Genomic DNA, 11,550 nt, shown 5'->3' with positions numbered 1-11,550 from the left:
GCCCGCTTTCAGGAAATTTTTTTAACGCGTCAATCTGGTCATTGAATAACGAGGCATAAATGTCAAACAGTAAGCGTTTTGAAATCACGGCGGGCTACAGCCATCTGCTCGGGGCGAATTTTGATGGTCAGGGCGTTAACTTCGCGCTGTTCAGTGCGCATGCCGAGCGGGTGGAATTGTGCCTTTACGATCCGAGTGGCAAGACTGAAATCGCCCGGCTGGAACTGCCGGAGTTTACCCATGAAGTGTGGCACGGCTACGTGCCAGGCCTGCAACCGGGCGCGCTGTATGGCTATCGCGTCTATGGGCCTTACGACCCGGAAAATGGTCATCGTTTTAACCCGAACAAATTACTGCTCGATCCCTACGCCCGAGAACTGGCTGGCGATATTGAGTGGAACGAGGCGCACTTTGCCTATGACCTTTATCACGAAGACAAAGACCTGACCTTTGACAGCCGTGACAGCGCGCCGTTTACCCCAAAATGCCGGGTGATCGATCCGGATGAGTTCGACTGGCAGGACAAGAACCGTCCCAACGTGCCGTGGCCGAAGACGGTGATTTATGAAACCCACGTTAAGGGTTTCACCCAGCTCAATACGGCGCTGCCACCGGAACTGCGCGGCACCTTTGACGGCATGAGCCACAAATCGACCGTCGACTACATCAAAAGCCTGGGGATCACCTCAGTTGAGCTGTTGCCGGTGCACTGGTTCCCGGATGACCAGCATCTGCTGGACAAGGGGCTGAAAAACTTCTGGGGTTACAACACGCTGGGCTTTTTCGCGCCCGCCACGCGCTACTTCGGTCCGCGCGGTATTCAGGGCTTCCGTGACATGGTGCGGGCGTTTCACGATGCCGGTATCGAGGTGATCCTTGACGTGGTGTATAACCACACCGCCGAGGGCAACGAGCTGGGCCCAACGCTGTCGTTTAAAGGCATCGATAACTTCTCTTATTACCGCACCCTGCCCGACCAGCATCGTTACTACATCAACGATACCGGTACCGGCAACACGGTTAACACCTCGCATCCACGGGTGCTGCAGATGGTGATGGATTCGCTGCGTTACTGGTCTGAATCGATGCATATCGACGGTTTCCGCTTCGATCTCGGCACCATTCTCGGCCGTGAGCCTGAAGGGTTCGATCCGCGCGGCGGCTTCTTTGACGCTGTGATGCAGGACCCGGTGCTGTCGCAGAAAAAACTGATTGGTGAGCCGTGGGATATCGGTCCGGGCGGCTATCAGGTTGGCGGCTTCCCGCCGGGCTGGGCGGAGTGGAACGACCAGTACCGCGACACGGTGCGCGATTACTGGAAAGGCAACAACGTCTCAACCGACTTTGCGGCTCGCCTGCTGGGTTCGGGCGATCTTTACGATCAGCGCGGCCGCCGTCCGTGGGCCAGCGTCAACTTCATCACTGCCCACGATGGCTTCACCCTTAACGATCTGGTGTCGTATAACGACAAGCACAACGATGACAACGGTGAGGATAACAACGACGGGCACAACGATAACCGTTCTTACAACTACGGCGCGGAAGGTCCGACCGATGATGAGAACATTAACGCGGTGCGCGAGCGTCAGAAACGCAACTTCCTCGCGACGATGATCTTCTCACACGGGACCCCGATGCTGCTGGCGGGCGACGAGTTTGGCCGAAGCCAGCTGGGCAACAACAACGGCTACTGTCAGGACAGTGAGATCTCCTGGGTGCACTGGGATAACCTGCCGGAATCAGCCGAGGCGCTGCGCGAATTTACCCGCCAGATCCTCAAACTGCGTGCTGACCAGCCGCTGCTGCGGCGCGAAAACTGGCGCGACGGCATGGATATCAAGTGGTTCAACGCCGGTGGCGGTTTCCAGCAGGCGGAACAGTGGGATGAAGGTTCGACGCTGGGCGTCTATATCGGGCGCCCGGATCTGCAGACTGAGGAAGGCATCTGGCACGACGTGCTGATGCTGTTCAATCCGTTTGAAGGCAACGTACCGTTCCGTATTCCGCAGTTTGGTGAAGGCGGCTGGGTGCTGGAGCTGACCACCAGCGACACGGCGAAGCGCGGTCTGGTGATCACCAAAGAGAAAGATTTCGAGCTGGAAGGACGCAGCTTCGCCCTGTTCAGACGTCCCTAGCCGTTAAGCAAGGCAGCCAGGCGCAGCGCATTTCGCGCTGCGCTTGAGTTTCTGACTATGGCTGCCAGGCTTGACCGGTTATTAACACTCAATATTGATGCTGACAAGGAGGCATAATGTCCAGATTTACGCAGAAGGTTGTGGTTGTGACAGGTGCCGGTTCCGGTATTGGCGAAGCGGCGGCTAAACGCTTTGCTGAAGAAGGCGCATCGGTGGTGCTGGTGGGAAGAACCCGCGAAAAGCTGGAAAAAACGCTGGCCGGGCTGGCTGCGGGCGATCATCTGGTCGCCGCCTGTGACGTTTCCGACGCTGACCAGGTGAAGCAACTGTCAGAAACGGTTCAGGGTAAATATGGCCGGGTTGACGTACTGGTCAACAACGCCGGGGTGATCGTGCAGGGCCGGATCCATGAGGTCGAGCTTGATGACTGGAAAACGCTGATGAAAACCGACCTGGATGGGGTTTTCCACGGTGTACACTACTTTATGCCCGCCCTGCTGCGCAGCAAAGGCAACGTGGTGAACATCTCTTCCGTTTCCGGCTTAGGCGGCGACTGGGGCATGAGCATCTATAATGCCGCGAAAGGCGCCATTACTAACTTCACCCGTGCGCTGGCAATGGATTACGGTGCTGACGGCGTGCGGGTTAACGCCATCTGTCCCGGTTTCACCTTTACCGATTTGACTGAAGATATGAAAGATAACCCCGAGCTGCTGGAACGCTTTTACGACCGTATTCCGTTACGCCGCGCCGGGGAAGCAGATGATATTGCCCGTGCGATTGTCTTTATTGCCAGCGATGAAGCCGCTTATATTACCGGCGTCAACCTGCCGGTAGATGGCGGTATTACCGCCTCAAACGGTCAGCCAAAGCAGGCTTAATACCTGGCAGGCAATCTGACAGACATAATGAAAAGGGCAGCGAGTTTACGCTGCCCTTTTTCTTTTTAACTGCCGCGCTTAAGCACGCGTTTTATTATTAGCAGGGTCCAGGCCGTCAGTCATCAGCGACAGCGGGATTAGTGTCTGGGCGTATGGCGGGTTGGCGTAGCGGCGCGCGCTGGCTTAATTGTCGCACTGCTGGTGGTCGGGCAGATAAAATTATTCAGGCAAACGCTACACATAGTGGCATTAGCATGATGGATTTTCGCAACGGTTAACGCCTGCTGACGAGTATAAAGCGAGCCGATAAATACGCGCTTATCGTTTTTTAGCAGATTAACGCAACCTTCTTTGTGTAAAATCCATCCACCCATGGGACGTGGGCACAGATAATAATAACTGGCTTTGAGCATGGTATTCATCCTAATAGTTGCTGTATGTATCTTAAAAAAACCGACAAAATTCGTAAGGGCTTATGTTTTTATCTGAAGCTTTATTAAACTAACTGAGAGTTATGCTTAAAACCACTTTATTGTACCGGTTAAACTGACTTTGGGATTTAGCCGTTTTCAGACGGTTGAGTCGCTTTAACCCTCCTGTGAGAGTTAATTCCCCTTTTGCCCCGCCACCACTCGTTTCATTCGACCTGCTAATGATTTTAATCGATAGCGACATCTTTAATAGTTACTTTAAATCAAACAGTTAAAAACAAAATAGTCCGTACCACCCTGGGGAGCAAGAGCAATTTGATTAAATCAGCTGGGGAAAAAAGTGTGACTTCGCCCGGCAATTATGAGCATTGATGAACTGAAGCAAAATTGTTCAGTCGTCCAACTGCTGGCCTTAATCAGGCGCAGCGGCAGTGCCGTCTGGCTTAGCGGTTAATCAGTTAAGGCGAAGGCGATAAATCGGCTGGCGCCTTGAAAAAGTAAAACGATCGGTTTACTTTTAAACCATGAAAAAGAGAGACGATATTATTCAGGCGGCCGAGCGGTTGTTCTATGCCAGCGGTTTTCACGCCACCAGTACCGACCAGATATGCCGCGCAGCAGGTGTTTCGACGCGTACGCTTTATCATCACTTTGCCTCGCGGGAGGCACTGACCGCTGCGGTAATGGATGCCCGCGAGCAACGCTTTATGGCGGACCTCTCTGCGCCACAACAGCCTGAAGCGATTGCCCGGCTGTTTCAGGTACTGGGCGAGTGGACGCAGGCGAACGGGGCAAAAGGCTGCTTCTTCCTCAAAGCCTGGGGCGAGTATGCCGGACGGGATGCGGCGCTGGCTGCCCAGGCGCTGGCCTTTCGCGCCACGCTGCGCCGTTACATTAGCGACTGTGTCACCGCCGCGCAGGGAGAAGAACATCAGCTGTTAAGCGATGCCATCTGGATGCTGTTTGAAGGCGCGATTACCTCGGCGCTGGTGATCGGCCCCGCCGCGGCTCAGCTGGCTGGTACGGTCGCCAGTCAGCTGCTGCAACAGCGCGGCGCGGCGCAATGAGATCGCCGGGCGCGCTGGCGCTGACCGGATTTAGCCTGATTGCGGTGACCTATGGCATGGCGAGATTTTCATGGGGGCTGATGCTGCCGGCCATTTCAGCGGATATCCCGCTCAGCCCGAAGCTGGCGGGCTTGCTCTCCGCCTGCAGCTTTGTCGCTTACTGCCTGACTATTCTGGCTGCCGCCTCGCTGGCGCAGCGATTTGGCGCACGTCGCGTCGCGCTGCTGGCGTCGCTCTGCGCGGCGAGCGGTCTGGTCCTGTTGGCCTGTGCCGCTTCACCGCTGTGGCTGGCGGCGGGTCTGTTTATCGCCGGACTGAGTTCTGGGCTGGCTTCTCCGGCGCTGGCAGCCGCCGTAAGCCAGCGGGTGAGCGCGGCCCGACAATCGCCGGTTAATACCCTGATTAATGCCGGCACCAGTGCCGGAATCATCCTGACGGTGCCCATTCTGACCCTTTTACCGGGTGGCTGGCGGGCCGCCTGTCTGTTATTCGCGCTGCTGGCGCTGAGCTGTATCGTGCCGCTGATGCGGGTGTTACCCGGCGACACTGAGGTCGATCGCCGTTGCCGCCAACCGTGGCATCAGCGACTATTTCGCCGCTCAATGACGCGCCTGATCGCCATCGCCCTGGTTGCTGGCCTGACGAGCGCCGCCTGGTGGAGCTTTGGTTCCGTCCTGCTACGCCAGCATGTCGGCCTCGACCCCGCCGCCACCAGCCTGCTGTGGCTGGTGGCAGGCGGCGCGGGCATTGTCGGCGCGGCGACCGGACCGGTCGCCGCCCGCATCGGCATGCACGCCGTTTACCGGCTGTCACTGTTGGGCATGGCGTTGCCGCTGCTGGTGGTGGCCTTCAGCCACGGATACTCCACCGGTTTATTGATTGCGGTAGCCTGTTGCGGTGCCGGTTATGTCACGCTGTCAGGCGTGCTGCTGGTTTGGGGCGCGCAGGCAACCGAAGACGCGCCGGCTACCGGCGTCGGTATGCTGTTTTTCATGCTGGCTGTCGGTCAGGTGATTGGATCGCTGCTGTTTGGTCAACTCTACGCCGCGGCGGGTGCCGTTATTGCCCTGCTGCTGTTTGCCGCCAGCGCGTTACTGCTGCTGTTTTTTGCCCCGCAAGAAGCCACACGAAGTGAGAGCAAAAAAAAACCCGCACGCTGCGGGTAAAAGTTCGTTACAGAGAAACTCTGTTCTGTTTCGGCAGCCCCGCAGGGCCGAAGTTCATTTTTTCTCAGCTGCGTATTTTAAGCCAGACGGCTATTTATGCCGCGGGCAGTCACTACTGCGAATAAGCACTTCCTGCGTTGGGCAAACTATTATCACTGGGCAGGTGTAACTCAGATGACGCGAATATTGTTAATTCTCGGATTTATTGTCTGGTTTATCAGGTCCTGTTCTGGCCCAAGATAATAAGGCACAGCACACTGCTTGCCATCTTTGGTGAAAATAACCTGATTATCATGCAGAAACAGCGCGGTGAAATGGCCTAATACCACGCCATTTAATTCAAAGCAGTGATTTCTTGCTTCACGAAGCCCCTGCTTGCTATTAAGAAAATCAACAAATCGCATCACGCTGCGTCTCCCCTACTGAATTTCATTCGCTCTGCTTTTTTATTAAACAGAGACCAGGCGAAGGATAATAGCCGTAAGCGCAGCGCGGATCATTAAGCTGGTGCGGTTTTCAGAATAGACTTAATGGCGAATAATCAGCCTGGCTGTACAGATCAAATAACCGCAGCCATCCTCCGCTTAACCGTGCTGACTGCAGCCATCAGAGGAAATACTTATGGCTCACAGTGGGCATATTGCGCCGGGAAAGCGGGCGTTTTATGGTGGTTTTCACTGAGCGCACCCGGGACAGAACAGCGACGAGGCAGCAGATGGAAATTTTTGAGGCGGATGAGCGTTATATTGCGGCAATTCAGCAAATTTATGCCTGGCATGTGCTTAATGGCACCGGCTCCTTTGAAACCGTGCCGCCGGATGAGGCGGAGATGGCTCAGCGGCTAAACAGGATCAGGCAGGCGGGCCTGCCGTGGTTTATTGCCGTCAGTGACGGCGCGGTTCTGGGCTTTTGCTACCTTGCGCCCTATCGTCCGCGCCACGCCTACCGGTATACCCTTGAAGACTCTATTTATATCGATCCGCAATTTCGTCAGCGCGGCGTGGGTTCGCGTTTGCTGCGTCATGCCATTAGCTGGGCGGAACAGGCGGGATACCGTCAGCTGATTGCTAACGTCGGTGACAGCGAGAACCGCGCGTCGGTTGCATTACACTGTGCGGCGGGCTTTGAAAGGGTCGGCACATTAAAGTCGGTTGGCTTCAAACATGGCCGCTGGCTGGATACCGTTTTCCTGCAGCGCGCACTCGGCGTGGCTGATTCGGAGCTGCCCGCCAACGGCTAAATAACGGCGGGAACAATAAAGGCAGCCAGGCCTCGTTCACCGCGGATAAAGCTTCTGGTAATGTGTGCGGACAAAAGCAAAAAAACCGGAAGCCTTTATGTTGTCGACAATCATTTACCGCAGCCATATCGCCGGGCATGTTCCGGTTAAATCACTGTTTGATTTGGCGGTAAAAGCCAACAAGATCAATCAATCATCCAGCATTACCGGCATCCTGCTGTTTAATGGCACCCACTTTTTTCAGGTGCTGGAAGGCCCGGAACAGGCGGTAAAGGCGGTATACAGCCGGATTTGTCAGGACACGCGTCATCATAATCTGGTGGAACTGATGCGCGATTATGCGCCATCACGCCGCTTCGGCAACGTCGGCATGGAGCTGTTCGACCTGCGACAGCATGACAAAGAGACGGTGCTTGAGGCGGTGCTGGCAAAATGCACCACCAAATTTCAGCTCACCTATGCCGATCGCGCTCTGCAGTTCCTGCGGACTTTTGTCGAAGCCCGCGAAAAAGAGAACTATTTCGAGATTCCTGACGCCCGCAGCTGGACCTTCATCCATGATGAATCCGTCGGGCGCGACGGTGAAGCAACGCTTGCGGGGTCTGATCAGGTGAGTTTTGCCTTTCAGCCGATTGTCGATCCTTTCGCCTGTGAGATTGTATCGCTGGAAGCGCTGCTGCGCGGCCCGCAGGGTGAACTGCCGCTCGACTATTTTTCCCGTCTGTCACGTGACGAGGTTTATCTCACCGATATCCGGTCGAAAAAGATCGCCTTTGCACAGGCAAAGCAGCTGGGCATTGAAGGCCTGACGCTGTCAATTAACCTGTTGCCGATGTCGCTGGTGGAAGTGCCTGACGCGGTGCCGTTCCTGCTGAATGAAATTGAAGCGCAGGGACTGGTGCCCGAACAGATCATGGTGGAATTCACGGAAAACGAAGTGATCTCACGACTTGACGAGTTCGAAGCGGCGATCAAGCAGCTAAAAGCGGCCGGTATCAGCCTGGCGCTTGATGATTTCGGTGCCGGTTTTGCTGGCCTATCGCTGCTGACCCGGATTCAGCCAGATAAGATCAAGATCGACCGCAACATCATCAGTGGCGTCCATAAGAGCGGCCCGAAACAGGCGATCATTCACGCCATTCTGAAATGCTGCTCGTCACTGGAAATCTCGGTTATTGCGGAAGGCATTGAACAGCCGGAAGAGTGGATGTGGCTGGAAGCAGCCGGTGTTTCGCAGTTCCAGGGCTTTCTGTTCGCAAAACCTAAACTCAACGGCATCGCGGCGGTCGCCTGGCCCGAACTGAGCCAGAGCTGAAACCACAATCAAAGCCAGCGCTAAACCGAGCCACGCGCCCTGCGAATTAGACGAATCTGATCTTCCCCGCCTTGCCGGATCCGCCCGGTGCTGCTAAAAAATAAGCAGCACCGGGTGATGATCTTCATCTCACTGTCATCTCTCCGCTGCACAGTAAGCTATTATTATTTCGTTATTATCATCGATGTTTAGCAGTCAGATGTTCAGTGTTTAGGCCGACGCAGCGCGCCATGCTTGCGACGTGACTCCCAGGGACAGCATTTGAGGAACTGAATGAAGCAAATCATCCGCGGTGATAAAGAACCCGCCCATATCCTGGCCGCGACGCGCGCGCTTGAAGCGCACTACTCTCGCTACGGTGAAGGCAATAAATACCATCCCATCATCTATTCCATCGCCTATCGAAACCGGTTTTATCAGGTTGAAGTCATTACCCGCCGTGAAACCATGGTCGCTACGGTGATTACCGGGGTGCGCAATCTGACCCATCTCTCTGGCGCAGCCTGATACCAGACGGACCCTGCCAAAAAACGCGGGGGCTCTTCGGCCCCCGTTTCACTGGATAGCGCCTTAGCGCCGGTACAGCGCGTTAGCCGGATAAATCGCGCCAAGCACACTCTTTTCCCGCGCACCCGTTACGGCTGGCAGGTTGCCCGGTAAGCCGGAAAGCGTGCGAAAGGCCAGCCAGGCGAACGCCAGCGCTTCCATATCATCACCACTGATGCCGGCAGCATCGGTGGTGGTCACTTCGGTGCCCGGCAGATGCGTCGCCAGGCGCGCCATCAGCAACGGATTGCGGCTGCCGCCGCCACACACCAGCAGGCGATCGCAGCCATCGTTGAGCTGAACCTGCTGGGTGATGGTGATGGCGGTCAGCTCCACAAGCGTGGCCTGTACATCCTGTGGCGCCAGACCGGGGAAATGGCGCAGATGCTGTTCCAGCCAGCCGAGGTTGAAATGTTCACGGCCGGTGCTTTTCGGCGGCGGCAGCGCAAACCACGGCTCGCGCAGCAGGACCTCCAGCAGCGCCGGAACCGGCGTGCCGCTGCGCGCCCACCCGGCATCTTTGTCGTAGGCTTTGCCCTGATTGCGCCAGATCCACGCATCCAGCAGCATGTTACCGGGTCCGGTATCAAAACCGCGCACCGGCTGACCCGGAAACAGCAGCGAGAGGTTGGCAATGCCGCCGATGTTCAGCACCATGCGGCGTTCCGTGGCATCCATCAACAGCGCCTGATGGAAGGCCGGCACCAGCGGTGCGCCCTGCCCGCCGAGCGCCATATCGCGGCGGCGGAAATCCCCGACCACGGTGATACCGGTCGCCGCCACGATCTGGTTATTATCGCCAATCTGCAGGGTGTTCGGGGCGTCACTTTGCGGCTCATGCCAGACGGTTTGCCCGTGACAGCCGATCGCCACCACATCGCTCGCCTCCAGCGATTCGCGCTTCATCAGCGTCAGTACCGCCTCAGCAAACAGCTGGCCCAGTCGGGTATCCAGCTGGCCCAGCTGTGAGAGCGTCAGGCTTTGGCCCTGGCAAACCGCCAGAATCGCCTGACGTAAATCAGGCGGCATCGGATGACAGTAACTTGCCTGTTGCGCCACCAGATTCTCATCAATCGCCGCCAGCACCACATCCACCCCATCCAGGCTGGTGCCTGACATCACACCAATGTAACGTCCTGATTTCATAGCCATTGCTTTTCCCCCGCTGGGTGTGCGATTCATCTGTGATTAGCCTGACAAATTACCTGGGCTAATTCTATGATTAATTTGTTTTTTTCTCAGAGATAGCGCACAGATAACGCATTAGGACACTTTTTTTCCTGCCGATTGAATTATTGTTAACCTTGCGCAGTCTATGCTTCGTCCCACCGTGTTTTATTTGGACAAGGATTAATTTGCCAGGTTTGTGTCTTATACTGTGTGCAGGATATCGCGATAAACGTGGCGCCTTCTCGACTAAAGGAGTTTCAAATGATTAAGCGTGTAGTTGTGGTCGCTTTGACCGGTATGATGCTGGCAGGTTGTAGCAATACGAGTACGCTGTCGGGTGATACCTACAGTGCCAGTGAAGCTAAACAGGTGCAGAGCGTCTCTTACGGTACATTAGTCTCGGTTCGTCCGGTGAAAATTCAGGGCGGTGACGAGAGTAATGTGATCGGCGCGATCGGCGGTGCCGTGCTCGGTGGCTTCCTGGGTAATACCATTGGCGGTGGCAGCGGCCGCAGCCTGGCAACAGCCGGCGGTGCGGTTCTGGGCGGCGTTGCCGGTCAGGGCGTGCAGGGTGCGGTAAATAAAACTGATGGCGTCGAGCTGGAAATCCGTAAGGATGATGGCAACACTATCATGGTGGTGCAGAAGCAAGCCGCCACGCGCTACTCGGTGGGTCAGCGCGTCGTGATGGCGTCGAACGGCAGCCAGGTGACAGTTTCACCTCGCTAATCCGCGTGATGTAGAAAAAAAACCGACGCCTGAGCGTCGGTTTTTTTATTTCTCGCGATGCTGTAATTCGAGAATGTTTTTTTCAAGCCGGGCGATCAGCGTCACCATCTGATTGATCTCTTCGCGGCTGATGCCAGACAAAATGTCATCCCGCGTTTCATCAATCACGCTCTCAACCTGTTCGATAATCGGCTCTGCCTGCTGCGTCAGCTTGATGCGCTTGGCGCGACGATCGTTGGCGCAGGTCGAACGGGTAATCAATCCTTTCTCCTCCAGCTGGTCAAGCGTACGCACCAGTGAAGGTTGTTCGATGCCGATGGCTTTGGCTAACTGAATCTGTGACTGCTCTGGCGGCAGTTGATGAATATTGTGCAGCGTTACCCAGTGAGTCTGAGTCAGCTCAAGCGGTTTTAATCGCTGATCAATCAACGCGCGCCAGATGCGCACCAGTCGAGATAAATCCGTTCCGAGGGGCGTATCCATTTCATCTCCTTATAATTAGCTTGCTAGCTATCAAGCCAGATTTTACACTATTCTGCGAGTTTACAGGACAAATTACAAATCCCAGGCCGGCGCGCCGTCATGCGGCCTCGCCTTCAGTCTGCCGCTCGGGTTACTTAAGGATATTGAAACGTGCTCACCAACGTCTTCTCCAGTGCCAAACCGCTGACTGATCTGGTGGTAGGCGCCTCGCTGTTTTTTCCACCGATCTTTAAAGCGGTGATACTCGGTTTTCTGGTCTGGCTGCTGATTCATCCGCTGGTGCGCGGCTGGATCTATTCTGGTGATATCTGGCATCCCACCCTGTTTGATCTCTCGCTGTTTGTGCTGTGCGTTACCGCTGCACTCTGGCTCATCGGTCACGGATAA

The 11,550-nt window shown here is 55.7% G+C and carries 13 protein-coding genes; 9 read left to right on the top strand and 4 right to left on the bottom strand.

The features are described from left to right. Positions 1-59 precede the first annotated feature (59 nt). A complete protein-coding gene (gene glgX, locus AC6I8I_RS08585; RefSeq protein WP_046288352.1) occupies positions 60-2,135 on the top strand; it encodes a glycogen debranching protein GlgX in 2,076 nt (691 codons plus the stop codon). Positions 2,136-2,251: 116 nt separating this feature from the next. After that, positions 2,252-3,016 (top strand): meso-2,3-butanediol dehydrogenase, encoded by a 765-nt coding sequence (gene budC / locus AC6I8I_RS08580; RefSeq protein ID WP_312057195.1) that lies wholly within the window; start codon positions 2,252-2,254, stop codon positions 3,014-3,016. A gap of 137 nt (positions 3,017-3,153) precedes the next feature. Here the strand turns inward: budC and AC6I8I_RS08575 are convergent, their stop codons facing one another. After that, a complete protein-coding gene (locus tag AC6I8I_RS08575; RefSeq protein WP_312756791.1) occupies positions 3,154-3,429 on the bottom strand; it encodes a hypothetical protein in 276 nt (91 codons plus the stop codon). A gap of 542 nt (positions 3,430-3,971) precedes the next feature. On the opposite strand from AC6I8I_RS08575, the gene AC6I8I_RS08570 reads away from it, so the two are divergent. Both AC6I8I_RS08570 and AC6I8I_RS08565 read left to right on the top strand, forming a co-directional pair. Next, positions 3,972-4,514, top strand: coding sequence for a TetR/AcrR family transcriptional regulator (locus AC6I8I_RS08570; protein WP_312057193.1), 543 nt, complete (start codon positions 3,972-3,974; stop codon positions 4,512-4,514). Continuing rightward, positions 4,511-5,680: an MFS transporter gene (locus tag AC6I8I_RS08565; RefSeq protein WP_497828551.1), complete on the top strand. Its 1,170-nt coding sequence runs from the start codon at positions 4,511-4,513 to the stop codon at positions 5,678-5,680. The genes AC6I8I_RS08570 and AC6I8I_RS08565 overlap by 4 nt, the downstream gene beginning before the upstream one ends. A gap of 170 nt (positions 5,681-5,850) precedes the next feature. Here the strand turns inward: AC6I8I_RS08565 and AC6I8I_RS08560 are convergent, their stop codons facing one another. Next, positions 5,851-6,084, bottom strand: coding sequence for a hypothetical protein (locus AC6I8I_RS08560; protein WP_312057205.1), 234 nt, complete (start codon positions 6,082-6,084; stop codon positions 5,851-5,853). 311 nt (positions 6,085-6,395) lie between these two features. Between AC6I8I_RS08560 and AC6I8I_RS08555 the strand changes: the two genes are divergently transcribed. From AC6I8I_RS08555 to AC6I8I_RS08545, 3 genes are all read left to right on the top strand, one after another. Continuing rightward, complete coding sequence (locus AC6I8I_RS08555) at positions 6,396-6,920, top strand: GNAT family N-acetyltransferase (protein ID WP_497819939.1); 525 nt, start codon at positions 6,396-6,398, stop codon at positions 6,918-6,920. Positions 6,921-7,017: 97 nt separating this feature from the next. Beyond that, positions 7,018-8,235: a diguanylate phosphodiesterase gene (locus tag AC6I8I_RS08550; protein ID WP_312756784.1), complete on the top strand. Its 1,218-nt coding sequence runs from the start codon at positions 7,018-7,020 to the stop codon at positions 8,233-8,235. Between the two features lie 273 nt (positions 8,236-8,508). After that, a complete protein-coding gene (locus AC6I8I_RS08545) occupies positions 8,509-8,742 on the top strand; it encodes a DUF4060 family protein (protein ID WP_312057187.1) in 234 nt (77 codons plus the stop codon). Between the two features lie 63 nt (positions 8,743-8,805). Here the strand turns inward: AC6I8I_RS08545 and anmK are convergent, their stop codons facing one another. Continuing rightward, positions 8,806-9,927 (bottom strand): anhydro-N-acetylmuramic acid kinase, encoded by a 1,122-nt coding sequence (gene anmK, locus AC6I8I_RS08540; RefSeq protein ID WP_497828643.1) that lies wholly within the window; start codon positions 9,925-9,927, stop codon positions 8,806-8,808. A gap of 285 nt (positions 9,928-10,212) precedes the next feature. Here anmK and slyB point away from each other — a divergent pair, with 285 nt between their 5' ends. Further along, positions 10,213-10,680 carry an outer membrane lipoprotein SlyB gene (gene slyB, locus AC6I8I_RS08535; RefSeq protein WP_031375726.1) on the top strand — a complete coding sequence of 156 codons (468 nt, stop codon included), beginning with the start codon at positions 10,213-10,215 and terminating at the stop codon, positions 10,678-10,680. Positions 10,681-10,725: 45 nt separating this feature from the next. Here the strand turns inward: slyB and slyA are convergent, their stop codons facing one another. Further along, complete coding sequence (gene slyA, locus AC6I8I_RS08530) at positions 10,726-11,163, bottom strand: transcriptional regulator SlyA (RefSeq protein WP_312057185.1); 438 nt, start codon at positions 11,161-11,163, stop codon at positions 10,726-10,728. Positions 11,164-11,313: 150 nt separating this feature from the next. On the opposite strand from slyA, the gene AC6I8I_RS08525 reads away from it, so the two are divergent. Next, positions 11,314-11,550 carry a DUF1656 domain-containing protein gene (locus AC6I8I_RS08525; RefSeq protein WP_031375724.1) on the top strand — a complete coding sequence of 79 codons (237 nt, stop codon included), beginning with the start codon at positions 11,314-11,316 and terminating at the stop codon, positions 11,548-11,550.

The organism is Pantoea sp. X-Soil-YNGN-775 (genome assembly GCF_059730575.1).
The sequence above is the reverse complement of the archived record's forward strand: the minus strand, read 5'-3'. Positions and strand labels throughout refer to the sequence as shown.

What these genes read in the sequence shown, in the direction of transcription:
- AC6I8I_RS08565 (WP_497828551.1), top strand. Translation starts at nt 4,511, where the DNA reads ATGAGATCGCCGGGCGCGCTGGCGCTGACCGGATTTAGCCTGATTGCG.
- slyA (WP_312057185.1), bottom strand. Translation starts at nt 11,163, where the DNA reads ATGGATACGCCCCTCGGAACGGATTTATCTCGACTGGTGCGCATCTGG.
- AC6I8I_RS08560 (WP_312057205.1), bottom strand. Translation starts at nt 6,084, where the DNA reads ATGCGATTTGTTGATTTTCTTAATAGCAAGCAGGGGCTTCGTGAAGCA.
- AC6I8I_RS08550 (WP_312756784.1), top strand. Translation starts at nt 7,018, where the DNA reads ATGTTGTCGACAATCATTTACCGCAGCCATATCGCCGGGCATGTTCCG.
- AC6I8I_RS08545 (WP_312057187.1), top strand. Translation starts at nt 8,509, where the DNA reads ATGAAGCAAATCATCCGCGGTGATAAAGAACCCGCCCATATCCTGGCC.
- glgX (WP_046288352.1), top strand. Translation starts at nt 60, where the DNA reads ATGTCAAACAGTAAGCGTTTTGAAATCACGGCGGGCTACAGCCATCTG.
- anmK (WP_497828643.1), bottom strand. Translation starts at nt 9,927, where the DNA reads ATGAAATCAGGACGTTACATTGGTGTGATGTCAGGCACCAGCCTGGAT.
- AC6I8I_RS08555 (WP_497819939.1), top strand. Translation starts at nt 6,396, where the DNA reads ATGGAAATTTTTGAGGCGGATGAGCGTTATATTGCGGCAATTCAGCAA.
- AC6I8I_RS08570 (WP_312057193.1), top strand. Translation starts at nt 3,972, where the DNA reads ATGAAAAAGAGAGACGATATTATTCAGGCGGCCGAGCGGTTGTTCTAT.
- AC6I8I_RS08575 (WP_312756791.1), bottom strand. Translation starts at nt 3,429, where the DNA reads ATGCTCAAAGCCAGTTATTATTATCTGTGCCCACGTCCCATGGGTGGA.
- budC (WP_312057195.1), top strand. Translation starts at nt 2,252, where the DNA reads ATGTCCAGATTTACGCAGAAGGTTGTGGTTGTGACAGGTGCCGGTTCC.
- slyB (WP_031375726.1), top strand. Translation starts at nt 10,213, where the DNA reads ATGATTAAGCGTGTAGTTGTGGTCGCTTTGACCGGTATGATGCTGGCA.